Origin of the sequence: Prochlorococcus marinus CUG1415 (assembly GCF_017696015.1) — a bacterium.
GTDB lineage: Bacteria > Cyanobacteriota > Cyanobacteriia > PCC-6307 > Cyanobiaceae > Prochlorococcus_A > Prochlorococcus_A marinus_AE.
Map to the genome: position 1 here is coordinate 386,987 of NZ_JAAORL010000001.1, position 23,217 is coordinate 410,203.

Here is a 23,217-nt window from a genome sequence, read left to right on the forward strand (position 1 = left end):
TAAAAAGGTAATTTAATTTTTTATGGAAACAAAAAACTCAATATCTATTAAGCGCTCAATAGCTATTAAAGCTGTAGTTACACCAACTTGGAAGGAAGATGCTGAAAAAGAATTAAGTAAAGCAATTTCAAACATTGACCAGCAATTATCGCAACTGGAGCAAGAGGGGCAGCAAATAGTAAATAATATTAGATCCCAATCGGTTAATCCTCTAGATCCAAGGGTTCAAGAACAGGTTAGTCAGGTTCAACAACAAGTCGCAGCAAAACGAAATGAAATTGAAGAACAAAAAAGAAATCTACTACAACAACAGAGTCAAGTTCGCGAATTAAAAATGGACGAAATTGTTGATCAAGGGCAAGTGGATAGTTTCTGTGATGTCACTGTGGGAGACAATCTTATTGAAAAAATGCAAGTCTCGATTACGGTTAAAGATGGAGTTATTCAATCTATAGATAATAATTAAAGAGAAGATTAAGTATTTTTGATAAATATAAATAAATCTTAATTTCGAAAAGTTTTAATTTCTAATCGATCTAAATTATTACTTTCTTAAGTTTTAAGAGTTCCCACTGTGAACATGATTTCGTATAATTAAAACAAGAGTTTAAAGGGTTCTTAACCATAAAAACTTTAGGAAGTTTGGTAGAAATCCCTTGAAACTTATGCAATAACAATTTTCTTATGTCTCACGAAATATTCATGCCTGCCTTGAGTTCTACTATGACGGAGGGCAAGATTGTGGAATGGTTGAAAAATCCAGGAGATAAAGTTGAAAGAGGTGAATCTGTCTTGGTTGTTGAATCTGATAAGGCAGATATGGATGTTGAATCTTTTCAAGATGGATATCTTGCAGCTGTTTTAATGCCTGCTGGCAGCACTGCACCAGTAGGAGAAACTATCGGTCTTATTGTAGAAAATGAGGATGAGATAGCTTCTGTTCAAGAACAAAATAAAGGAAATCAACCCGAAGTTTCTAGTTCGGATCAACTTGAATTGGTAAGCAATAAAACTGAAGAAAAACCAGTAGCCCAGACTGAAAATATAAAAAAAGAAACACAAGAAGTCGTATTAAAGAGTGAAAAGGAAGCCCCATCTTTTAATAGCGATCAAATTAATGCCGCTACAAATAATGTTTCTTCGAGGGTGATTGCATCTCCAAGAGCTAAAAAACTTGCCTCTCAAATGGGTGTTGATTTAGCAAAGGTTCATGGATCAGGACCTCATGGAAGAATTCAAGCAGATGATATTTTAAAAGCTAATGGCCAACCAGTCTCTATTCCATGGATAGGCGAAGGTGGTTCTCCTGCATCGATTCCTGGTTCAAATTTGGGAGTTGAAAGTAAACCCGAAGCTTCAGGAAATAGTTTTGGTAATCCCGGAGAAACAGTTCAATTTAATACTCTTCAAAAAGCGGTAAATAAAAATATGGAATCTAGTTTAGATGTGCCATGTTTTAGGGTAGGTTACTCCATTAACACAGATAAATTAGATAATTTCTATAAAAAAGTAAAACAGAACGGAGTGACTATGACTGCTTTACTAGTTAAAGCAGTTGCAAAGACACTAAAGAAACATCCTCAAGTAAACTCCAGTTTCTCAGAAAATGGAATTTCTTATCCAGAAAATATAAATATTGCTGTTGCTGTTGCGATGGAAGATGGTGGACTAATAACTCCAGTTTTAAAAGAACCATGCAATACTGATTTATTTGAATTATCTAGGGAATGGAAAGATCTCGTAAAAAGATCAAGATCAAAACAACTAGAACCTGATGAATACTCAACGGGAACCTTCACTTTATCTAACCTTGGGATGTTTGGAGTTGATAGATTTGACGCAATTCTTCCTCCAGGTACCGGTGCTATTTTAGCCATAGCATCATCGAAACCAACCGTTGTTGCTAATAGTGATGGTTCAATATCTGTTAAAAAAATAATGCAAGTAAATCTAACAGCTGATCATAGAGTGATCTATGGAGCTGATGGAGCTTCATTCTTGAAAGACTTGGCTAACCTGATTGAAAATGAGCCAGAGACACTCGTATCATAAATTTAATTGATTTCTCAAATTAATAAAGAAGAAAGAGATTATAGGCTTGAATCTTATGATTATTTACTTGATCCTTCATTAATTGCTAGTAAACCTTCTGCAATTAGGCATGAATCAAGATTGATGATAGTTAGAAATAGTGTTTTAGAAGAAGACTGCTCAACTAATAAATTTACCAAGAATCTTTTAGATGAATTTAGAGAAGGCGATCTTGTAGTTGTTAACAATACTAAGGTAATGAAAGCTAGGTTAAAGGTTGAATTGGAAAATGGGACGTTAGTCGAATTATTAGTCTTAGAAAGATCCCATGAATGTGTTTGGTTATGTTTGGCAAAGCCGGCGAAAAAGTTAAAAATAAATAGAAAAATAATATTAAAATCTCCTTTTGCAGAAGATATTAATTTGATGGTTGATGGGGTTGATGAAGAAACTGGAGGGAGATTTATTAAATTTCCTGAAAATATAACTGATCTCAATTCAATGAATGACCTTCTTGATAAATACGGGGAAATCCCTCTCCCGCCTTATATAAAAAATACTGAAGAAGAATCTTTTCATGAGAATAGTTATCAAACTGAGTATGCAACTAATCCAGGGGCCGTTGCTGCGCCAACTGCTGGTTTACACTTAAGCAAAAGTCTTATTTCCAATCTAAAAAAAAAGGGAGTAATAATTATACCGATAACTTTGCACGTGGGCTATGGAACATTCAAACCAATTGATCAAGAAGATCTAAGTAACTTAAAACTTCATAAAGAATGGGTAAGTGTTAATAAGGAAGTAGTGGAGGAAATAAAAAGAGTAAAGAAAACAGATAGAAGAATAATTGCTATTGGTACAACAAGCGTAAGAGCTCTTGAAAGTTGTTATTCTTACGAAATTAATGACTTTATTCCCATAGCTAAATACGTAGATTTAGTAATTAAGCCAGGTTATAAATTTAAGGTAGTTGATGGATTATTAACTAATTTTCATCTTCCTAAAAGTTCATTATTACTTTTAGTAAGTGCAATGATTGGTAGAGAAAGATTATTAGATTTGTATAAGAAAGCCATAAAAGAAAAATTTAGATTTTTCTCTTATGGCGATGCGATGTATATTTCACCAGATTCACTACTGGATAAAAAATAGATTTAGGCTTTGACTGGTTCTTGAATGATTCCGCTTGGAACTTCAGTAAACATAATTGATGATAAATACCTCTCAGCTAAATCAGGTAGAACAACTACAATTGTCTTCCCAGCATATTCATCTTGTTCAGCTAATCTAACAGCAGCAGCAGCAGCAGCTCCACAAGATATTCCTACTAATAGGCCTTCCTCTTTAGCTAGTCTAAGAGCCATCTCTATAGATTCGTCATTTGTTACTTGTTCAACCTTGTCAACAATTGATAAGTCAAGGTTCTTAGGAATAAATCCTGCTCCAATTCCTTGAATTTTATGTGGTCCGGATTTAACCTCTTCTCCATTCATTGTCTGCGTAATAACAGGACTATGTGATGGTTCTACAGCTACAGAAGTAATATTCTTGCCCTTCTCTTGCTTAATGTATCTTGAAACTCCTGTAATTGTGCCACCAGTTCCAACCCCTGCAACTAGGACATCAATTTCACCATCGCAATCATCCCAGATTTCTGGTCCAGTAGTTTTGAAATGAATTTCAGGGTTTGCTGGATTATCAAATTGACCTGGCATGAAATATTGAGAAGGATTACTTTCTGCAATTTCTTTTGCCTTAGCAATTGCTCCAGGCATACCTTTAGATGCCTCTGTTAAAACAATTTCAGCACCCAACACTGCCATAACCCTTCTTCTTTCAATTGACATGGATTCTGGCATTGTAAGGATCAGTTTATAACCTCTTGCTGAAGCAGTAAAAGCTAGAGCAATTCCTGTATTTCCAGAAGTTGGCTCAACAATAGTTTTGTCTTTTGTAAGTTTCCCACTTTTCTCGGCATCCCAGATCATGTTTGCGCCGATCCTACATTTGACACTATAAGCGGGGTTTCTACCTTCAATTTTTGCAAGTACAGTAGCTTTCGCGTTTTTAGTAACTGATTTTAATTTTACTAATGGAGTGTTTCCGATAGCAAAACTGTTGTCCTCATAAATTTTTGCCATTTATATATTGAGAAAATATATATTAATACTAACTATTATTTAGAAAAAGAGTATATAAGTTTCTATACGGTAAATACTAGGAATTTAGAAATTATTTAGTGCTTCAGAAAAGGTTTTCCATAATTGATCTTGGTCTTCTAATCCAACTGATACTCTAATAAGGTGCGAGGGTATACCAAAACTTTCAGCCCAATCCAACTCGTCATAATGAGCTAGTAAAACATAAGGACAAACGAGAGTAAATTTTGTACCTAAACTAGGTCCTTTAGATACTTTTAGAGAATCATAAAATTTTTTAGCTTTGTTCAATCCTCCATTTAATTCAAACGATAATAAGCAGCCATATCCTCCATCAGAATTAAGTAAAGAATTAAAATTTGGACAATTTTCAGGATGGAAAATATTTTTAATCTCGCTATGTGTCTCTAATCTTTTTTTTAATTCTAAACATGCTTTATTTTGTTCAAAAACTCTTTGATTTACATCTCTACTAACTTTCTCTAGATAAACTATATCTCCATCGGAAAGTATTGGAATATTAATCTCGTTTAATGCATATCTAAACTGATCAATCCATTTGCTTTTTGGATTTAGTATTAATGATCCGGCAAGAATATCACCACTACCTGAAAAAATTTTTGTAAGTGAAGTAAAAACTATATCTGCATGTTCTATGGAATTTATATTTAAATTCGAACCAATTGTATCGTCAATAATTAAAGGAATATTTAGCTTTTTTGCAATTTTTGAAATTTTTTTAATGTTTACACATTTGAGCATTGGATTACTTGGAAGTTCAATAATTAATGCTGATGGATCTATTCTTTTGATTTCTAATTCAATATCCGCGCAATTTTCTTCTGTAATTAACTTTGCTCCGTGAAAGATTTTCATTGGTAATTTAAGTACATCTACATATGGAAAACCAACTTGGAGTGTTGGTTTAGCTGGAAATAATTTATATATGATTTCCAATGATGTATGCAATGCAGACATTCCAGATGAAGTTAAGTGAATATCATTAGAGTTAATTTTTGTAGATTTAGAAATTCTATTTTTTATTCTTTGAGAACATTCATTTACGTAAGATTTTGGAGGGCAATCTTCAAGTCCTAGTTCTATAGCGGCAGCTCTTGAAGATAGACCAAGACCAGTATGTTGCCAAAAATATTTTGCATAAATACCTCCTTCTTTTTCAGTTATTAAGAAAGCTAAATTATCTCTTTTTTCTATTAACGAGAATTGTTCAGAAGTATTTCTATCAATGTATTTTTTAGCTTTAAAAGCTATGCGTTCATTCGGATATGGCCAGATACTTTTATTGTTGTAGTAATTTTGCTTTTTTACTTTTTCGCATAATCTTTTCACTATGGGGTTTAGCCCGAATCGTGGGTAAATGGACTTCAATAAATTCATGCATTCTTGATCTTTTTCCTCATAATTTATTACATCATTCCAAGTTGGTAATGCTACAGAAACGGCATGAATACTATCAGGAATTGCATATCCCAACTCTAAATTTTTCCATATAGGTTTTTTAAGTAAATCTCTCAATTTTCAGAATTTATTTAAAGCAAATAAAATGTCCGAGATTAAATCGTTTGTATCTTCACATCCAATTGATAATCTGACAAGAGCATCATCTATCCCTAGTAGATTTTTTGTTTTGTCATCAACAGAAGCATGAGTCATCGTTGCAGGGTGACAAATTAAACTTTCAACTCCTCCAAGGCTTTCTGCTAGAGAGAAATATTTGAGAGATTTGCAAAATTTAAAAGTATCCTCTTTTTTTAAATTTAATTTTAGGGTGATCATTGAACCTCCAGATTTCATTTGCGATTTTGCTAAATTAAATTGCGGATGTTCTTGATTAAAAGGGTAAATTACTTTACTTATTATTTTATGTTTACCTAATTCTTCAGAAATAAATTCTGCACTTTTAGTTTGTTGTTCGATTCTTAAAGGAAGAGTTTTTACTCCTCGCGTAATTAGCCAACTATCAAAAGGAGATGGTTGAAGCCCGAGAGCTTTTTGAGAGAAAAGCATCTTACTATTCCATTCCTCATTATTTGTCAGTACTGCTCCTCCAAGTGCGTCACTATGTCCATTAATGAATTTTGTGGTGCTTACAACCGATAGCGTTGCACCAAGGTCCAATGGTTTTTGAATAAGCGCTGTAGAAAATGTGTTGTCTACAACTACTGGTATTTCGAGTTTATTCGCTTCATCACAAATCGCCTTAATATCAAGTACCTTCAAAAGTGGATTAGTAGGACTTTCTAGCCATATCAAGGTTGGCTCGAAGTTTGAAATCTTTTTGATATTATTTTCGTTTGTAAAATCTGTGTATAAAACTTCTAGTCCAAATTTCTTGAAAATTTTTTCGAACATCCTCACTGTACAACCATAGAGATTTGACTCGCAGAGTATCTTGTCACCTGATTTTAGTGTTGATGAAATTGCAGTTACCGCGCTAATTCCAGATCCAAAAACTGTACAGTATTTAGAATCTTCTATTGATTTAAGGATGTTTTCTAGAATTCTAAAGTTTGGATTACCTGATCTGGTGTAGTCGAAATTATCTTTATTTCCATGTTTGAAAGTAGATGTAGAAAAAATAGGAGGCATAACGCATCCAGTTTCTTCTGCAAATGTTTCCCCATGGTGAATAGATAAGGTCTTAAAACCTGGCTTTTCTATATTATTTTCCTTATTTCCCATTATTTTTAAAAATAAGAATTAAATTAAATCTCTCTTTTAAAAAGTGAGAGAATTAATAATCCAAAGAAAAGTAGTATTAAACTTTTCTTGAATAATATTCAACAACTAGTAGTTCGTTTATTTCAAGAGCTACCCACTCTCTATCGCATTTCCCATTTATTTTTCCTGTTAATTTAGGTTTATCTAAATCAAGATGAGGGGGGACATTTGCTAAACCAGGGAATTCTATATTACCTTCAACAACTTTTTTGCTTGCTTTGTTTTCTTTAATTCCGATTACATCGCCTGATTTACATTGATAACCAGCAATATCAAGGACCTTCCCATTAACAGTTACATGGCCATGATTTACTAATTGTCTTGAGCCTGGAATAGTACCTGCAAAACCTAATCTAAAACAAATATTATCTAGTCTATTTTCTAAAAGTCTTAGTAGGTTTGTTCCTGTAGATCCATCCTGAGCTCTGGCTTTTTTTACATAACGCACTAGTTGTTTTTCAGAAACTCCATAATTAAACCTAAGTTTTTGCTTTTCTTCTAGACGAATTGCATATTCTGATCGCTTGCGACGGGCTTGGCCGTGCTGACCTGGAGGATTTGACTTCTTTGAAGCTTTCCTAGTGAGACCTGGTAGTTCTCCCAAGCGACGCGTAACCCTTAATCTGGGGCCGCGGTATCTTGACATAATTTAAATTAAATAGAAATTTGCAATAAATTGGATAATTGATTAAATTCAATTAAACTAAATTACTACTGAAATATCATTTTACATCATTAAAGTGTTCAAAACTATTAATAAATCAATTACTTATATACTTCTTTTTATGATTTCGTTTTATCAAAAGTGGTTTTCTCCTTTTTTCGGACCAAGATGTAGATTTATTCCAAGTTGTAGTTCTTATGGATACGAGGCAATTACTAGACATGGACCTTGGAAGGGAGGTTGGTTAACTTTAAGAAGATTAAGCAGATGTCATCCTTTAACTCCCTGCGGATGTGACCCTGTGCCTGATTAAATGAATGAAAATATTTATTTTTGTTAGGCAGGGATGTTGCCTTTGTGATTCACTAAAAAACAAACTGGCAAAAATAAATCTTAATGAGTTATTCCCTAATCTAGAAGAGCTTAAAGAAATTGATATTGATAGGTTTGATTTATATCAAGATAAATATAAAAAATATGATTATGAAGTGCCTGTTATTGCTGTTGAAGGACTTAGGTCCAAGGACATTATAGAATTGCCTCGTATTTCCCCAAGATTAAAAGATGATCAATTAAAGAATTGGTTTCAAAAAAATATTAATACCATTATCAAGAAATAATTTTTGTTATATGCGATCTATAAATTTACATAAACTTTTAGATTTGGTAGGGATCATCCCTTCATTAGATCTAATCGATCAAGAAATCAATAATATTTCTTTTAACTCTAAAGAAGTACAAAAAGGAACTTTATTTTTAGGTATCCCTGGTTTAAATGTTGATGGAGGAAAATATTGTATTGAGGCAATTGAGAATGGTGCAGAGGCTGCCATTATTGGATCTGCGGCAAAACAGAATATTGGATCTATTTACCGAGATAGGGTTTTGGTTATAGAGGATAATTTAGATTATATTTTTGGTCAAATAGTCGCTGAGTTTTGGAATAGGCCCTCAAGAAAACTAAAACTTATTGGTGTTACGGGTACAAATGGAAAAACGACAATTACTTTTTTATTGGAATATCTTTTAACAAAATTAGGAAAAAAGACTGCATTATTTGGAACCTTGTTCAATAGATGGCCTGGCTTCTCTGAGGTGGCTTCTCATACAACTGATTTCGCTGATAAACTTCAAAAGAAATTAAATGCTGCTGTTGAGGCAGAATCTGAATTCGCGATATTAGAGGTAAGTTCTCATTCTATTGCCCAAAACAGGATATCAGGCTGCGAATTTGAGGCGGCTATTTTTACTAATTTAACTCAAGATCATCTTGATTATCACTCAGATATGGAATCTTATTTTCAAACAAAAAGAAAATTATTTTTCCCACCTTATTTAATAGAAAAGGATGGAATTTCTGTATTAAATCACGATGACCATTGGATATCTAAATTATCGTCTGATCTTGAAAAAAGATCTTCATTAGTGTCTACAAAGATTACTGAAAGTGAATTTGAAAATGATGATTTTTTTTTCGTAACAGATAAAAAATTTACTGAAAATGGCTCAACCTGCATTTTTCATACACCCAAGGAAAGAATTCAACTTTTTGTTCCACTTGTTGGTGAATTTAATTTAATGAATGCGATTCAAGCAATAACAATTTTGTATAAACTTAATTTTTCTTTAAAAGATCTATCAAAGTTAATACGATCTTTCCCTGGCGCTCCTGGGCGAATGGAGAAAATAGAAATTGAAAATGATGACGTTTCAAGATCACTTCCAACAGTAATTGTTGATTATGCCCACACGCCTGATGGATTGAAAAAAGTTTTGCAATCAATTAAAAAACTTTGTAAGGGGAAACTCATTACTGTTTTTGGCTGTGGAGGAGATCGAGATCTTGGTAAAAGGCCTTTAATGGGATCAATAGCTGAAGAGTTTTCTGATCAACTTTTTATAACTTCAGATAATCCAAGATCAGAAGAACCCCAAAAGATAGTAAATGATATTTTGATGGGTATAAAAAAAAGAGAAAAAATAACAATTGAAATTGATAGATTTAAAGCAATAAATGAATCTATTAAATTTGCCAATAAAAAAGATATTGTTTTAATTGCAGGAAAAGGACATGAAGACTACCAAATTCTCAATGATAAAGTTATTAATTTTGATGATAGAAAAATAGCTTATAAATTATTAAAAGAAAAAAATAAATCTCAATAAAATTTCCTAATCAAATAGGAAACATCTTTACGCAAATCACAAGAAAAGTTTCTTAGAATCAATGGAATTATTTTTAAAAAAATGAAAGGCTTAGCCTTAGTTGTAGGCGCAGGTGGAATTGGAACACAACTAGCTAAAGATCTGAATGAAAGTGAAAAAGATTTAGATGTTGTTTTGTGTGGAAGAAAAAGTGAATTTAATCCTTTTTGGGAATTAGACATAGAGGATTCTCAATCCCTTTTGCAGTTGAAAAATAAAATATCAAATCATCCTTCAAAATTAAGGCTAGTTGTTAATGCTACAGGTAGACTTCATAGTGATTCTCTTCAACCAGAAAAAAGATTACAACATCTTGATAAAAAAAATATTATGGAAAGTTTTTCAATAAATGCCTTTTCTCCTATTTTATTAGCTAAAGCGATTGAAGAATTTATACCAAAAGATTTTGATTTTAATTTTGCAAGTATAAGTGCAAGAGTTGGTAGCATTGGAGATAATCAAACTGGAGGTTGGTATTCATATAGAGCTGCAAAATCTGCGCAAAATCAGTTTTTTAAATCTTTAAGTATTGAATGGGCTAGACGTTTCCCAAAGGCTGCTATCACATTGCTTCATCCAGGAACAGTAGATACTGATTTATCTAGACCTTTTCATAAATTTGTTCCAGAACATAAATTATTTAGTAAAGAAAAATCCTCCCAATTCTTGATCAATATTATTAAAAATCAATCACCAGAATCTACAGGAAAATTTATTGCATGGGACAACTCGGAGATACCTTGGTAAAATAAATTTTTTTTATATCAAAAGATCTTTAAGTCAATAATTTTTTTATTTCTCTAGCAAGTAAATCAATCTCAGCTTCTGTAGTCATTTGATGTATGCATGCTCTAAACCATTTTGGATCTTCTAAAACTCTAATCCAAATTTTCTTTTCTCCAAGTTTCTTTACAAATTTATCCTTATCTTTAATATTTTCGATATTAAAACTAACAATCCCATTTAAATATTTTTTTTCTAAAACTAATTCAACTCCCTTTGATTGATTTAATTCATCCCAAAGTTTTCCACTTAATTGTTTGATATTTTTGTTTTTTTCTTTTTCATGGCAGTCTTTATCCAAAAGATCTAAAGAATTCCGGAGCCCAGCAAGTAAAGGAATACAAGAGGTAGCTATTTCAAATTTCCTTGCATCATCATGAAAAAGATTATCTGAAGTCTCATAGATGCCTTGTTCTTTTTTTAATGATTTCCAACCAATTATTGTTGGATCTGTTTCATGAATAAATCTATCTGAGACATAAATGGCTCCAAGCCCTTCTGGACCACATGCCCATTTATGAGAAGTTATTGAATATAAATCAGAATAAAAAACTTCTTCTTCAATTTTTATGTGCCCAAAGGTTTGAGCCCCATCAACAAGTAGATAAGAATTTTCTCGATTGTTTTTTAATTCGATAGAAATTTGTTTTAAAGGAATTTTATATCCAAAGTTCCATAAAATATGAGAAATAATTAGGATCTTAGTCTTACTATTTAGATTTTTTAACATCTCTAAGATTACATTTTCATCGTTTAAATTTTTAATTTTTTGGATTGGCAAAATTTTGAATATTAATTTATTTCTTCTGCAAAATTCTCGACTTGCAGCTACTACTCCAGGATGTTCACAGTCACTTATTAACAGCTCTTCTCCCTCTTCTACTTTTATTCCCCAAAAAGGCAAAATCATACCAGAAGAGATATTTTCCGTTAAAGCTATATTCTTTGAATTTATACCTAATTTTTGCGCAATGATTCTTTTTGTGGTCAATATTTCTTTGTAAATAAAAGGCCACATATCATTGGTAAATGGTCCTAAATCTTGGATAATTTCCCAATTTTTAACTATTGCTTCTAGAGAAGATTTTGGTAATGGTCCTTGCCCCCCATAGTTGAAATAACATTTATTTTTTAATGCTGGGATTTGATCTCTTAGATTATTTCTCATGGAAAATTTAAATTAGATTATTAAACTATTGAATTTTCTTTAAATATTGCCTACTAAAGTTACTGTTCTAAATTCAATATCTTCAATAACTTTCCAAGGTTCATCACTCCTTTCTGCAAATTTTAAATTTTTAAAACCTAGTTCTTTAAAATCACTAATAAATTCTGGCTCATACCATGCTCCACTAATACATCCTGTCCATAGATCATGATCATTTTGTAATCTTAAAGGAACTTTTTTGTTAGAGACAATATCGCTAATTGCAATTCTTCCATTATCGTTTAAAACTCTTTTTATATTTCTTAGAAGCTTCTTTCTAGATTCTGGAATTACCAAGTTTAAAACACAATTACTTAAAATAATATCAACTGATTTGTCGGCGATTAATGGATTTAAATTTTTATCTAATTCATCGAGTTTTTCAATTGATCCTTCTAGAAATTCTGTATTTTTGAAACCTATATTCTTTGTAACTTCTTTAGAGGCTGATCTTGATAATGAAAGCATGTCAGTATTCTGATCAACTCCAATAACTTTCCCTTCTTTACCAACAATTTGGGCACAAATAAAAGCATTTTTGCCGCTACCACTTCCAAGATCTAAGACGATATCATTTTTTTGAACATATTTTGTTGGATCACCACATCCATAGTCCCTTTCTATAACCTCTTGAGGAATTGCTTCAAGTAAAATGGGATTAAATCCAACTGGTGTACAAAGACAACTCTCTTTTTCTAATGCGGCTGAACCATATCTTTCTTGAATCGCATCTTTATGATCGAAATTATTAAGTGCTTCAGTCGATGGATTTGTATTACAGCAATTTTCGGACATGTGTTTAGATGACTCTCGGTAAATATAGCGAAAAAAAAGCCCCTGAATAAGGGGCTTCTAATTTGTTAAATTAAATTATTTAGTGTAATTTACACCTCTGTAATTTAATTCTGCTTTTTCATTACTTGAAGAAGCGTCATCCATTCTGTTGGTGTATACGTTTCTTCTGTAGGTAAGTTCAACAAGTTGCTTTTTAGCTGCTTGTTTGTTTTGAACGTAGTTTTTACCTCTGTAAGTTAAAGTAGTCATATTCGATTTGACAACACGGCCATCCCCCGTTCCATGGTATGACTCGAACTGCGCCCTCAAGTGAGAGTGAACGAAAAAGTAGCTATTGCTACAAAATTATTATAAGCTTATTATTTAATCTATGTCTAGTTTTTACAAATAGAAACGAAGATTTAATAGTTTTTTAATTATTATCTTAGGTAAATTTTTTTATAAATAGTCTAGAAAAAGGATTATGTTTATATTTGGTTTAATCTTCATGTAACTATTCTTTTATGAAAGGTTTTTTATATTTCTTGGGAAATACTTTAAGGTGGCCAGTCTTGAAGCCAAAAGAATTTTTTTCCCTACATGCCTATTTTTCAATTATTTATTTGATAACTTTTACTTTGAGTAAATATGATGTAAGCCAATCAAATTTAGTTTTTACTCTAGGAATTCTTGCACCTATTTTAATCGCTATTGGGCAAGGACTTCCAATTGATTGCCTTAATATGGAATCAGCTTTGTTGAAGGAACTAAAAACTAAGTAATATATTTTTCAGTTAAAAATTTTTATAAAACCTGGACAACTTCGCTTATTTCAGGAATCATTTCTTTTAACTTTCTTTCAATACCCATTTTTAGAGTCATAGTACTACTTGGGCAACTGCCACATGCCCCTTGAAGTCTGACTTTGACAATTGGACCATCTATTTCTGCAATTTCTACATTACCTCCATCAGATATTAAAAACGGTCTGAGCTCGTCAAGGACTTTTTCTACATTTTCATTTGTCAGCGAGAGTGTTTCAGTACTCATAATTTTGGATTAACTTTATAATAAGCCTAGAAAGAAATTTGATTAATTGCAAAAAAGATAATTTTCTGTTGTGACTTCATTTAAAAACCCTACTAATGACAATAGCTACTTTGATGCAGTCTTAGTAGGAGCAGGTATAATGAGCAGTACTTTAGCTCTCCTAATTTCAGAAGTTTTACCAGATGTAAGGTTTCTTATTATAGAAAAACTAAATGATCCAGGAAGTGAAAGTACTGGCGCTTTTAATAATGCAGGTACAGGACATGCTGCTAATTGCGAATTAAATTATACCCCTTTAGATGAAAAAGCAAATATAAAAATAGATAAAGCGCTCTCAATAAATCGTTCTTTTGAAAGATCAATGTCTTTGTGGGCCTCATTGTATGAAGCAGGGAAAATTGATATTAAAAAGTTTTTAAAATTTATTCCTCACATTAGCTTTGTTTCTGGTCAGGATAATATTTCTTTTTTAAAAAAAAGATTTCAGAAAATGACTGAAAATCCTGAATTTATCGATATGGAATTTTCTACATCTTTTGATGAAATTACATCATGGGCTCCTCTAATAACAAAAGATAGGAATCCATTTACTAAAATTGCTGCTACCAGAATAGGAAGAGGAACTGATATTAATTTTGAGGCTTTGACTAAAGAGTATTTGTCATTAGTTTCTTTAAACAAAAATGTTGAAATTAGATACAAAACAGAATTAGTAGATTTAAAGAAAATTGATAAAAAAAAATGGGAACTAGAAATTAGTTCAGAAGGTAGAAAAACTTCCATTAGAACTGGCTATGTTTTTCTTGGTGCTGGTGGAAAGACAATTAATTATTTGCAAAAATCAAAAATTCCAGAAGCAAAGATTTATGGTGGATTTCCTGTTAGTGGGAAATGGCTTATTTGCGAGAAAAAAGATCTAACAGAAAAACATAACTCAAAAGTTTATGGTAAGGCTGATATTGGATCGCCACCAATGTCTGTGCCTCATTTAGATACTAGATGGATTGATAATAAAAAACTTCTTTTATATGGACCTTTTGCTGGATTTACAACAAAATTTTTAAAGCAAAGTTCATACTTTGACTTATTTAGTTCAATTAAAAAGAATAATATATTTTCTATGTTAGACGTTGGTTTCAAGAACAATGATTTAATTAATTACCTAATATCACAATCATTAAAGAACCATAACTCAAGAGTTGAGAATTTAAAGAATATGATGCCATCAGCTAATCCCTCTGATTGGTACTTAAAGAATGCTGGTCAAAGAGTCCAAATAATTAAAAAAACTGAAGGAGGAGGTTCTTTGAAATTTGGAACAGAGATTGTGAATTCATCTGATGGATCATTATCTGCTTTGCTAGGAGCTTCTCCCGGAGCAAGTACTGCGGTTTCAATTATGGTTGAGGTTCTAGAAAAATCTGTTTTATTTTTAAACGACAAGCATAATCTTAAGAAAAAAATAAATGACTTAATTTATCCAGAACTATCGGCCTTTGAAAATGACAGTAACTTCATAAAAGACATCAAAAAAAGAAATAATTCGATTTTTGGTTTCCATCCATAATTCTAATTAGCTAATATTAATCAAGATGTAATAAGAGGAGATTTTTTCTTTCTAAATGACTGATATATCTGTTTCAAAAATAAGAAATTTCTGCATAATTGCTCATATTGACCATGGTAAATCTACCCTTGCTGATAGGTTGCTCCAAGATACTGGTACTGTTCAGCAAAGGGATATGCAAGAACAATTTTTGGACAGTATGGATCTAGAAAGAGAGAGAGGAATTACTATCAAATTACAGGCAGCTAGGATGAAATATAAAGCTGAAGATTCTCAAGAATATGTTTTGAACTTAATAGATACACCAGGTCATGTCGATTTTTCTTATGAGGTTAGTAGATCTCTTCAGGCGTGTGAAGGTGCTTTACTAGTTGTTGATGCAAGTCAAGGAGTAGAAGCTCAAACCTTAGCTAATGTTTATCTTGCCTTAGAAAATAATCTTGAAATAATTCCTGTTTTAAATAAAGTTGATTTACCAGGTGCTGATGCTGAAAAAATAAAAAAAGAAATAGAAGAAATTATTGGGCTTGATACATCTAATGCAATAAATTGTTCAGCAAAAACTGGAGTTGGTATTAAAGATATTTTGGAAGCAATTGTAAGAAGAGTACCTCCTCCTCAAGATGAAATTAAACTACCTACAAAGGCACTCATTTTTGATTCTTATTATGATCCTTACAGAGGAGTTATTGTTTATTTCAGAGTGATATCTGGGTCTCTTAATAAGAGAGAAAAGATATTATTAATGGCGAGTCAAAAAAATTATGAACTGGATGAAATAGGAATAATGGCACCTGATCAGCAGCAAGTTGATGAATTACATGCAGGAGAAGTTGGTTATTTAGCTGCTTCTATAAAATCAGTTGCTGATGCGAGAGTGGGAGATACGATTACTCTTTTAAATTCACCTGCAAATGATCCTTTGCCTGGTTATAAGACAGCAAACCCTATGGTTTTTTGTGGCTTATTCCCGACTGATGCTGATCAATTTCCAGATTTAAGAGTATCTCTTGAAAAATTACAATTATCTGATGCAGCTTTAAAATATGAGCCCGAAACCAGTAGTGCAATGGGCTTCGGATTTAGGTGCGGATTCCTAGGACTTCTTCATATGGAGATTGTTCAAGAAAGATTAGAAAGAGAATATGATTTGGATCTAATCGTAACGGCACCATCAGTTATCTATAAGGTTAATTTAAATCAGCAGGAACATATCTTTATTGATAATCCTTCTACAATTCCTGATCCACAACTTAGAGAATCTATAGAAGAGCCTTATGTGAAAATGGAAATTTATGCTCCCAATGAATTTAATGGAACATTAATGGGTTTATGTCAGGAAAGAAGGGGAGTATTTATAGATATGAAATACATAACAACAGATCGAGTTACTTTGATTTATGAAATTCCATTAGCAGAAGTAGTTACAGATTTCTTTGATCAAATGAAAAGTAGGACCCAAGGTTATGCATCAATGGAATATCATTTGATTGGCTATAGAAAGAATGACCTTGTCAGATTAGATGTCCTAATAAATTCAGAAAGAGCAGATCCATTAACTTCTATTGTTCATAAAGATAAGGCTTATGGAATTGGCAGAAGTTTAGTTGAGAAATTAAAAGAACTTATTCCAAAACAACAATTTAAAATACCTATTCAAGCATCAATCGGGAGCAGGATTATTGCAAGTGAAAGTATAAGTGCTTTACGAAAAGATGTTTTATCTAAATGTTATGGAGGAGATATTTCTAGGAAAAAGAAACTTTTAAAGAAACAAGCTAAAGGTAAAAAGAGGATGAAGGCAATGGGTAAAGTTGAAGTCCCCCAAGAAGCTTTTATGGCAGTCCTAAAATTAAACCAGTAATTTTTTAAAATTTAAAATTAATAGCTATTTTTTTTTTAAAGAATTGGGTATATTTCAGTCATATCTGTAAAAAAGATTTTGGATATTAACTCATTTAATCGTGTCGGCACAAATATCAGAAAAGCTGGATTTCTAATTGTACTTTTTTATCTTCTTGTTGTTTTAATAATGAAATTTTTAGAGGCCAATAATTTTTTTGGTTATTCATTTTCAATATTAAGCAATGATATCTTTGCACCTCCTTCGCTTAATCATTTCTGTGGCACAGATAGATTAGGAAGAGATGTTTGCTTAAGAACTTTGCAAGGATCATCCTTAGCCATAGAAGTTGTGTTCTTATCTATTCTTTTTTCATTAAGTTTGGGTTTGCCATTAGGATTATTAAGTGGATATTTTGGTGGTTTTTTTGATAAATGCTTATCACTAATAATGGATACTATTTTTTCAATACCTGTAATTTTGCTTTCAGTTGTTGTGGCTTTTGTCTTGGGTAAGGGTATCCTTAACGCAGCTTTGGCATTGTGTATTGTTTATTCGCCTCAATATTTTAGATTAATCAGAAATCAGACAATATTGGTTAAATCCGAAACTTACGTCGAGGCAGCTCAAGTTTCAGGAGCTGATGTTAAAAAGATTATTTTTAAATATATTCTCCCAAATGTAATAACACCTTTGCCTATTCTGCTTACCCTAAATGCTGCGGATGCTGTTTTGGTATTAGGAAGTTTAGGATTTTTAGGTCTTGGTGTTCCTGCAGATGTCCCAGAGTGGGGCAGTGATTTAAATCTTGCTCTTGCTGCTTTACCTACAGGTATATGGTGGACGGCTTTGTTTCCAGGTTTGGCAATGTTTTTTTTAGTTTTAGGTCTTTCTTTTATAGGAGAGGATCTTGAAGAAATTTTTGATAGTCAAATTTCTGAATAAATTTAGTTATCTGTAATAGGATCAATTTCTCCTTGATCATTCAACTTTGGATATTCTTTAGCTGATTTTTTATACATCGCAGCTAATTCTGGGTGACACCATTCAAAAAGTGTTTTTTGATATTCATCTATATTTAAACCTTCTCCATTCGCGGGCAATATACCTTTATTTTTTCTTTGGCGTATAGCTTCAAATAATAATATGGAAGCCGCAACTGAAACATTCAGGGATTGAACCATACCTCTCATAGGTATGTAAATTGATTGATCAACCATTGATATAAGTTCATTACTTAATCCCCATTTTTCTGCTCCTAAAACAAAACATGTATTTTGTGTATAATCAAAATTTCTATAATCTACTGATTCACTATTAAGAGTCGTTCCATATAATTTAAAACCTTTATTCTTTAAATCAGAGATTGCCGTGATAGTGTTTTCATGATTATTTAGTTTGACCCATTTTTGACTTCCTTGAGCAGTACTATTAAAAGTCTTAACGGCATTCGTTTTGCTAATAAAATTTGCTTCGAAAACCCCAGCTGCATCACAGGTTCTTAATATTGCTGATAGATTATGAGGTTTATTTACATTCTCAACTAAAACAGTCAAGTTTTTCATTCTGCAATCTAAAACACTTTTGATTCGCTCGAATCTTCTTGGCAAAATTGACATTTATAATTTTTCACACTTTTTAAATTATATTCAAAAAATATTGATTACCTATTAAATCTCTTGGTTTATAATATTTGAGTAGTATGAATTAACTCAATGGCATACATAGAATGGGACTATACAGTTATCACTAGCATGGTAGAAAAACAAGGATGGAATTTGCCTGAGCGAGAATCTGAAGAATGGAATAAATTTAAAGATGAATTAGGAGAAAAAATGAGAGGAGTTGGAATCGTTTTTGAAAAATATTGTAAATTCACTCCTGATGTAGGAGAAGGAGTTCATCTTTTAGATGAATAATCAAAAATAGTTTTAAACCATTGATGTATCCCTTAATCAATGGCTTATTAATAATTAAGATAATACAATTTAATTAAATTAGAACTGGTAATTATTAAGGCTTTATAAAGCTTGTAAGGTAAAAAGCTTATTCGAATGAGATAATTTTATTTTTTTATCTCCCACAAAAAATTTATTTAAATTCTATATTTGTATAAAAATATGAAAAATAAATTAATTTTTTTATTCGATGGTGGTTGTCCACTTTGCTTGAGAGAAACAAATTTTCTAAAAAAAAGAGATATATTAAATCAAATTTCATTTGTAGATATAAACAGTAAAGATTATGATCAAAATCTTTTTAATAACATTTCATATTCAGAAGCCATGTCAAACCTGCATGGGATTATAGAAAATGGTGAAATTATTAGAGGATTAGATGTACTTGCATATTCTTATGAATTAATTGGTTTAGGTTGGGTTTATTATCCTTTAAAGATTAAGCTCTTATCTCCATTATTAAGGCTGGTTTACAGATATTGGGCACAATATAGACTTCAAATTACAGGTCGATCCAAGATTAAAAAACTTTGCACCTCTAAATGTGAACAATAAATATGGAAAATATCGAAATAGACAGAATAATAGAAATGTGTTGGGAAGATAGAACACCCTTTGAAGCCATTGAGTATCAATTTGGTTTAAAAGAGGAAGATGCGATCAAAATTATGCGTCAAAATCTTAAACCTAAATCATTTAAAGTCTGGAGACAGAGAGTTACAGGAAGAAATACAAAACATTTGGCGCTTAAAGATTCAACTAGGTTCAAATCTACTCATAAGAGAAAATTATAAATTTTGAAAAATCTTTCTACTAAAATTTGTCCTGTTTGCAATAGGCCATTCGAGTGGCGTAAAAAATGGAAAAACTGTTGGGATGATGTTATCTACTGTTCAAAAAGATGCAGTAACTGGAAGTCTCAAAGATGAGAAGAATATCAATTATCTTCCCGAATCAACTTTTTAGAGAAAGCCCAATTTTAAAAATAAATTGTGAAATTTTAATTTTGGAAGACTCATTATTTTTTGGGAATGATAAATTTCATAAATTAATTAACCATAAAAACAAGTTGGTTTTTCATAGGGCATCTATGCTTGCTTATAAAAAATATTTAGAAAAATCTGGCTTTAAAGTTTTATATTTCGAAAACAAGAATGATATGTCTACAGTTGACTATTTATCAGAATTTATTAAAGATAAATATCAGGCAATAAATCTTATAGACCCTCATGATTTCTTAATAATGAAAAGGATCAATAAATTTGTTGGAAGCAATAATTTAGCTTTAAATGTTCTGCCCTCTCCAATGTTTATGAGTAGTGAAGAATTAAAAGAGTTATTTGCATTAAATACAAAAAAACCTCTTATGGCCCGATTTTATGAGAATCAAAGAAAGAGCCACAAGATATTAGTGAATTCGGATGATACACCTGAGGGAGGTAAGTGGAGTTTCGATGAAATGAATAGAAAAAAATTACCAAAAAAAATAAGCATACCTGATACACTTAAATTACCAAAAAATAACTTTGTAGTTCATGCCGAAAAGTCATTAGCTAACTTTGATATTGAGTTTATTGGAGAAAGTAATAACTTTTTATATCCAACTAATTTTGATGAGGCAGATGAATGGTTAGATGATTTTTTTAAACATAGATTTTTCTTATTTGGAGATTATGAAGATGCTATTTCTAAAGAAAATTCTTTTTTATGGCACAGTTTACTTTCTCCCCTTTTAAATAGCGGCTTATTAACACCAGATCAAGTAGTAAATAAAGCATTACTTTATGCCAAAAATAATAATGTTCCAATTAACTCTTTAGAGGGGTTTATTCGTCAAATTATTGGATGGAGAGAATTTATTTGTCTTGTCTATAAGAAGTATGGAACAAAGATGCGAAATAGTAATTTTTGGAATTTTGAAAATAAGCCAATTCCAGAATCTTTTTATAAAGGAAATACAGGAATTGAACCAGTAGACATTGTTATAAAAAATATTATCAAATTTGGTTATTGTCATCATATTGAGAGGCTAATGATTATTGGCAACTTTATGCTTCTATGTAGAATTCACCCCAACCAAGTTTATAAATGGTTTATGGAAATGTTTATTGATTCTTATGATTGGGTGATGGTTCCAAATGTTTATGGAATGAGCCAGTTTAGTGATGGAGGTATTTTCTCAACTAAACCATATATATCAAGCTCTAATTATGTAAAAAAAATGTCAAATTTTAAAAGTGGCCCGTGGTGTGAAATATGGGATGGCTTATTTTGGAAATTTATTAAAGATAATGAAAGCTTTTTTAGAAAGCAATATAGGCTGGCAATGTTAACAAGAAATCTTGACAAAATGTCAGAGGAAAAATTAAATAATCATTTTAGAACGGCCGATAAATTTTTAAGAGATATTCAATAATTTAAGATAAATAATCTTTAGCTGATTTTGAAAAATTAAGAGAATATTATATTATTACGAAATATTACAATTTGATGTTATTTTAATTAAAGTCTAAGTCCAGCAATGAATATTGGAACCCTCTTCTTGAAAAGTAATTTAACTGGTATCATCACTTTTTCTGAATTAGATTGGATAACTACCCATCAATCTAATTTCACAAGGTTAGAGGAATCTATAGCCATTAAATTAGGAAGAATGCTTGATGCAGGATGTATAAATATAGGTTGCCGTTTAAATTCCTGATTAAGTTTTTATTTTATTAATGAAGTATCAAGAAGAGAAAAAATTATTTTTTCGAGAAAGAATCCATTCTCTAAATATCTTTCTTTTTTTAGGATTTAATCTGACACTCATCTCTATCTTAGGTTTTATTTGGTTCAATTCTTCAATTGAAAAAGTAGTTTAAATTTTAAAATATTTTGTATATTAAAGTTATCTTTAAAAATAAATTATATTTTGAGTATTGGATATTTACAAAGAAAAGCAGCTTGGGAAATTTTATTAAAAGTTAGTTCAGGTGATTTTTCTGATCATGCCCTTGAAAAGGTTTTAAAAAATTATCAATTTAATCCTCTTGATATTGCTTTTATTACTGAATTATCTTTTGGATGTATAAGGTACAGAAAATTTCTAGATCTTTGGTTGGATCATACATCAAAAATTACTCATAAAAAGCAGCCTCCAAAATTAAGATGGCTTTTACATATAGGTTTATATCAATTATTAAAAATGGACAAAATTCCTTTTCCAGCAGCTATTTCTACCACTGTAGAAGTAGCTAAAAAAACAGATTTAAATGGTTTAGCAGGCACTGTGAATGCGATATTGAGAAATGCATCTAGAAAATTAAAAAATCAAATTTTTCCAAAATTATCTTCTGATAGAAAAGAAAGAATTTCATATATTGAGTCATTGCCATTATGGCTTGTAAATGATCTTTATAAATGGTTAGGCAATAGCGAGGGTGAAAATATAATTAAGTCATTTAATAAAAAACCTTCAATTGATTTGAGAATTAATTCACTAAAAACTGATTTAGATAAATTTTTGAAAGTACTTTATGAAAATAAAATTGATGCTGAAATTATTAAAGATTTAAATAATGGAATTACTTTAAAATCTAATCCAAGATCTATTAAAAACTTACCAGGGTATAGTGATGGGCTTTGGACAATTCAAGATAGATCTTCTCAGTGGGTAGCACCTCTATTAAATCCAAAAGAAGGTGAAAAGATTTTAGATGCTTGTGCAGCTCCAGGAAGTAAATCTACTCACTTGGCAGAATTAGCAAATGATAATGCTGAAATACTAGCTGTAGATAGATCAGAAAAAAGATTGAAAATACTTCAATCAAATTTAGAAAGGTTAAATTTAAAATCTGTAAAGACCCTCAAGGCTGATGCAACAAGTTTGATTGAATTACATCCAAAATTCATATCTTATTTTGATAAGATTTTGTTAGATGCTCCCTGTTCTGGGATTGGAACTCTTTCCAGGAATCCAGATTCTAGATGGTCTTTAAGTAAAGAAAAAATAATATCCTTAACTTTATTGCAGGAAAAACTATTAGAGAGTATTGTTCCTCTTTTGAAAAAAGATGGAACTTTAGTTTATTCAACTTGTACTATTTGTCCTGATGAAAATAATCTATTAATTGAACGATTTATTGAAAAAAACAAAGGTTTAAAATTGGTTAGCCAGAAACAAATTTTACCTAGTTTAGAATATCCTGGTGATGGATTTTATGCTGCAACAATTTCTTATAAATCTTAAAAA

The 23,217-nt window shown here is 31.1% G+C and carries 26 protein-coding genes and 1 pseudogene; 18 read left to right on the forward strand and 9 right to left on the reverse strand.

Annotation, left to right across the window (positions count from 1 at the left end):
• The first annotated feature begins 22 nt into the window (after nt 1-22).
• The 3 genes from HA143_RS02220 to queA all read left to right on the forward strand — a co-directional run bounded on the left by HA143_RS02220 (nt 23) and on the right by queA (nt 3,183).
• Entirely contained in the window at nt 23-466 is a 444-nt protein-coding gene (locus HA143_RS02220) for a YlqD family protein (protein WP_025880659.1), read from the forward strand.
• A gap of 218 nt (nt 467-684) precedes the next feature.
• Nucleotides 685-2,052 (forward strand): dihydrolipoamide acetyltransferase family protein, encoded by a 1,368-nt coding sequence (locus tag HA143_RS02225; protein WP_209083019.1) that lies wholly within the window; start codon nt 685-687, stop codon nt 2,050-2,052.
• A 6-nt stretch (nt 2,053-2,058) separates the two neighbouring features.
• Nucleotides 2,059-3,183 (forward strand): tRNA preQ1(34) S-adenosylmethionine ribosyltransferase-isomerase QueA, encoded by a 1,125-nt coding sequence (queA, locus tag HA143_RS02230; protein WP_209083020.1) that lies wholly within the window; start codon nt 2,059-2,061, stop codon nt 3,181-3,183.
• Nucleotides 3,184-3,185: 2 nt separating this feature from the next.
• On the opposite strand, the gene cysK is transcribed toward queA, so the two are convergent.
• The 4 genes from cysK to rpsD all read right to left on the reverse strand — a co-directional run bounded on the left by cysK (nt 3,186) and on the right by rpsD (nt 7,578).
• Nucleotides 3,186-4,172, reverse strand: a complete 987-nt coding sequence (gene cysK / locus HA143_RS02235) for a cysteine synthase A (RefSeq protein ID WP_002805805.1) — start codon at nt 4,170-4,172, stop codon at nt 3,186-3,188.
• An 84-nt stretch (nt 4,173-4,256) separates the two neighbouring features.
• Complete coding sequence (locus HA143_RS02240) at nt 4,257-5,726, reverse strand: PLP-dependent transferase (protein ID WP_209083021.1); 1,470 nt, start codon at nt 5,724-5,726, stop codon at nt 4,257-4,259.
• Nucleotides 5,727-5,729: 3 nt separating this feature from the next.
• Nucleotides 5,730-6,893, reverse strand: a complete 1,164-nt coding sequence (locus tag HA143_RS02245) for a trans-sulfuration enzyme family protein (protein WP_209083022.1) — start codon at nt 6,891-6,893, stop codon at nt 5,730-5,732.
• Between the two features lie 76 nt (nt 6,894-6,969).
• A complete protein-coding gene (gene rpsD, locus HA143_RS02250; RefSeq protein WP_209083023.1) occupies nt 6,970-7,578 on the reverse strand; it encodes a 30S ribosomal protein S4 in 609 nt (202 codons plus the stop codon).
• A 94-nt stretch (nt 7,579-7,672) separates the two neighbouring features.
• On the opposite strand from rpsD, the gene yidD reads away from it, so the two are divergent.
• The 4 genes from yidD (at nt 7,673) to HA143_RS02270 (ending at nt 10,548) form a co-directional block, all read left to right on the forward strand.
• Entirely contained in the window at nt 7,673-7,909 is a 237-nt protein-coding gene (yidD, locus tag HA143_RS02255) for a membrane protein insertion efficiency factor YidD (protein ID WP_209083024.1), read from the forward strand.
• 4 nt (nt 7,910-7,913) lie between these two features.
• Entirely contained in the window at nt 7,914-8,216 is a 303-nt protein-coding gene (locus tag HA143_RS02260) for a glutaredoxin family protein (protein WP_209083025.1), read from the forward strand.
• A gap of 10 nt (nt 8,217-8,226) precedes the next feature.
• On the forward strand, nt 8,227-9,762 hold the full coding sequence (locus tag HA143_RS02265) for a UDP-N-acetylmuramoyl-L-alanyl-D-glutamate--2,6-diaminopimelate ligase (RefSeq protein ID WP_209083026.1): 1,536 nt from the start codon (nt 8,227-8,229) through the stop codon (nt 9,760-9,762).
• Between the two features lie 81 nt (nt 9,763-9,843).
• Complete coding sequence (locus tag HA143_RS02270; RefSeq protein ID WP_209083027.1) at nt 9,844-10,548, forward strand: SDR family NAD(P)-dependent oxidoreductase; 705 nt, start codon at nt 9,844-9,846, stop codon at nt 10,546-10,548.
• A 28-nt stretch (nt 10,549-10,576) separates the two neighbouring features.
• Here HA143_RS02270 and HA143_RS02275 read toward each other — a convergent pair whose 3' ends face one another.
• The 3 genes from HA143_RS02275 to HA143_RS02285 form a co-directional block, all read right to left on the reverse strand.
• Complete coding sequence (locus HA143_RS02275) at nt 10,577-11,752, reverse strand: aminotransferase class V-fold PLP-dependent enzyme (protein ID WP_209083028.1); 1,176 nt, start codon at nt 11,750-11,752, stop codon at nt 10,577-10,579.
• Between the two features lie 39 nt (nt 11,753-11,791).
• Nucleotides 11,792-12,586 (reverse strand): methyltransferase domain-containing protein, encoded by a 795-nt coding sequence (locus tag HA143_RS02280; RefSeq protein ID WP_209083029.1) that lies wholly within the window; start codon nt 12,584-12,586, stop codon nt 11,792-11,794.
• Between the two features lie 75 nt (nt 12,587-12,661).
• Nucleotides 12,662-12,835 carry a DUF4278 domain-containing protein gene (locus tag HA143_RS02285; protein ID WP_209083030.1) on the reverse strand — a complete coding sequence of 58 codons (174 nt, stop codon included), beginning with the start codon at nt 12,833-12,835 and terminating at the stop codon, nt 12,662-12,664.
• A 254-nt stretch (nt 12,836-13,089) separates the two neighbouring features.
• On the opposite strand from HA143_RS02285, the gene HA143_RS02290 reads away from it, so the two are divergent.
• Entirely contained in the window at nt 13,090-13,347 is a 258-nt protein-coding gene (locus HA143_RS02290) for a hypothetical protein (RefSeq protein ID WP_209083031.1), read from the forward strand.
• 22 nt (nt 13,348-13,369) lie between these two features.
• Here the strand turns inward: HA143_RS02290 and HA143_RS02295 are convergent, their stop codons facing one another.
• A complete protein-coding gene (locus HA143_RS02295) occupies nt 13,370-13,615 on the reverse strand; it encodes a NifU family protein (protein WP_002805305.1) in 246 nt (81 codons plus the stop codon).
• A 70-nt stretch (nt 13,616-13,685) separates the two neighbouring features.
• On the opposite strand from HA143_RS02295, the gene HA143_RS02300 reads away from it, so the two are divergent.
• The 3 genes from HA143_RS02300 to HA143_RS02310 all read left to right on the forward strand — a co-directional run bounded on the left by HA143_RS02300 (nt 13,686) and on the right by HA143_RS02310 (nt 17,970).
• Nucleotides 13,686-15,182, forward strand: coding sequence for a malate:quinone oxidoreductase (locus HA143_RS02300; protein ID WP_209083032.1), 1,497 nt, complete (start codon nt 13,686-13,688; stop codon nt 15,180-15,182).
• Nucleotides 15,183-15,237: 55 nt separating this feature from the next.
• Nucleotides 15,238-17,046, forward strand: coding sequence for a translation elongation factor 4 (gene lepA / locus HA143_RS02305; protein WP_209083033.1), 1,809 nt, complete (start codon nt 15,238-15,240; stop codon nt 17,044-17,046).
• Nucleotides 17,047-17,214: 168 nt separating this feature from the next.
• Nucleotides 17,215-17,970 carry an ABC transporter permease gene (locus HA143_RS02310; protein WP_209084398.1) on the forward strand — a complete coding sequence of 252 codons (756 nt, stop codon included), beginning with the start codon at nt 17,215-17,217 and terminating at the stop codon, nt 17,968-17,970.
• 2 nt (nt 17,971-17,972) lie between these two features.
• Here the strand turns inward: HA143_RS02310 and trmH are convergent, their stop codons facing one another.
• Entirely contained in the window at nt 17,973-18,644 is a 672-nt protein-coding gene (gene trmH / locus HA143_RS02315) for a tRNA (guanosine(18)-2'-O)-methyltransferase TrmH (protein ID WP_209083034.1), read from the reverse strand.
• Nucleotides 18,645-18,740: 96 nt separating this feature from the next.
• Between trmH and HA143_RS02320 the strand changes: the two genes are divergently transcribed.
• The 7 genes and pseudogenes from HA143_RS02320 (at nt 18,741) to HA143_RS02350 (ending at nt 23,214) form a co-directional block, all read left to right on the forward strand.
• Nucleotides 18,741-18,944, forward strand: coding sequence for a hypothetical protein (locus HA143_RS02320; RefSeq protein ID WP_209083035.1), 204 nt, complete (start codon nt 18,741-18,743; stop codon nt 18,942-18,944).
• Nucleotides 18,945-19,145: 201 nt separating this feature from the next.
• Nucleotides 19,146-19,538 carry a thiol-disulfide oxidoreductase DCC family protein gene (locus HA143_RS02325; RefSeq protein WP_209083036.1) on the forward strand — a complete coding sequence of 131 codons (393 nt, stop codon included), beginning with the start codon at nt 19,146-19,148 and terminating at the stop codon, nt 19,536-19,538.
• Between the two features lie 2 nt (nt 19,539-19,540).
• The gene (locus tag HA143_RS02330) at nt 19,541-19,777 is read left to right on the forward strand and encodes a TIGR03643 family protein (RefSeq protein ID WP_209083037.1); all 237 of its coding nucleotides are present in this window, start codon (nt 19,541-19,543) and stop codon (nt 19,775-19,777) included.
• A 3-nt stretch (nt 19,778-19,780) separates the two neighbouring features.
• Nucleotides 19,781-19,840, forward strand: a pseudogene (locus HA143_RS09890) (DUF2256 domain-containing protein); the annotation flags it as partial.
• Nucleotides 19,841-19,908: 68 nt separating this feature from the next.
• Nucleotides 19,909-21,399 (forward strand): cryptochrome/photolyase family protein, encoded by a 1,491-nt coding sequence (locus tag HA143_RS02340; protein WP_209083039.1) that lies wholly within the window; start codon nt 19,909-19,911, stop codon nt 21,397-21,399.
• A gap of 105 nt (nt 21,400-21,504) precedes the next feature.
• Nucleotides 21,505-21,684, forward strand: coding sequence for a hypothetical protein (locus HA143_RS02345; protein ID WP_209083040.1), 180 nt, complete (start codon nt 21,505-21,507; stop codon nt 21,682-21,684).
• A gap of 213 nt (nt 21,685-21,897) precedes the next feature.
• Complete coding sequence (locus HA143_RS02350; RefSeq protein ID WP_209083041.1) at nt 21,898-23,214, forward strand: 16S rRNA (cytosine(967)-C(5))-methyltransferase; 1,317 nt, start codon at nt 21,898-21,900, stop codon at nt 23,212-23,214.
• Nucleotides 23,215-23,217: the final 3 nt, after the last annotated feature.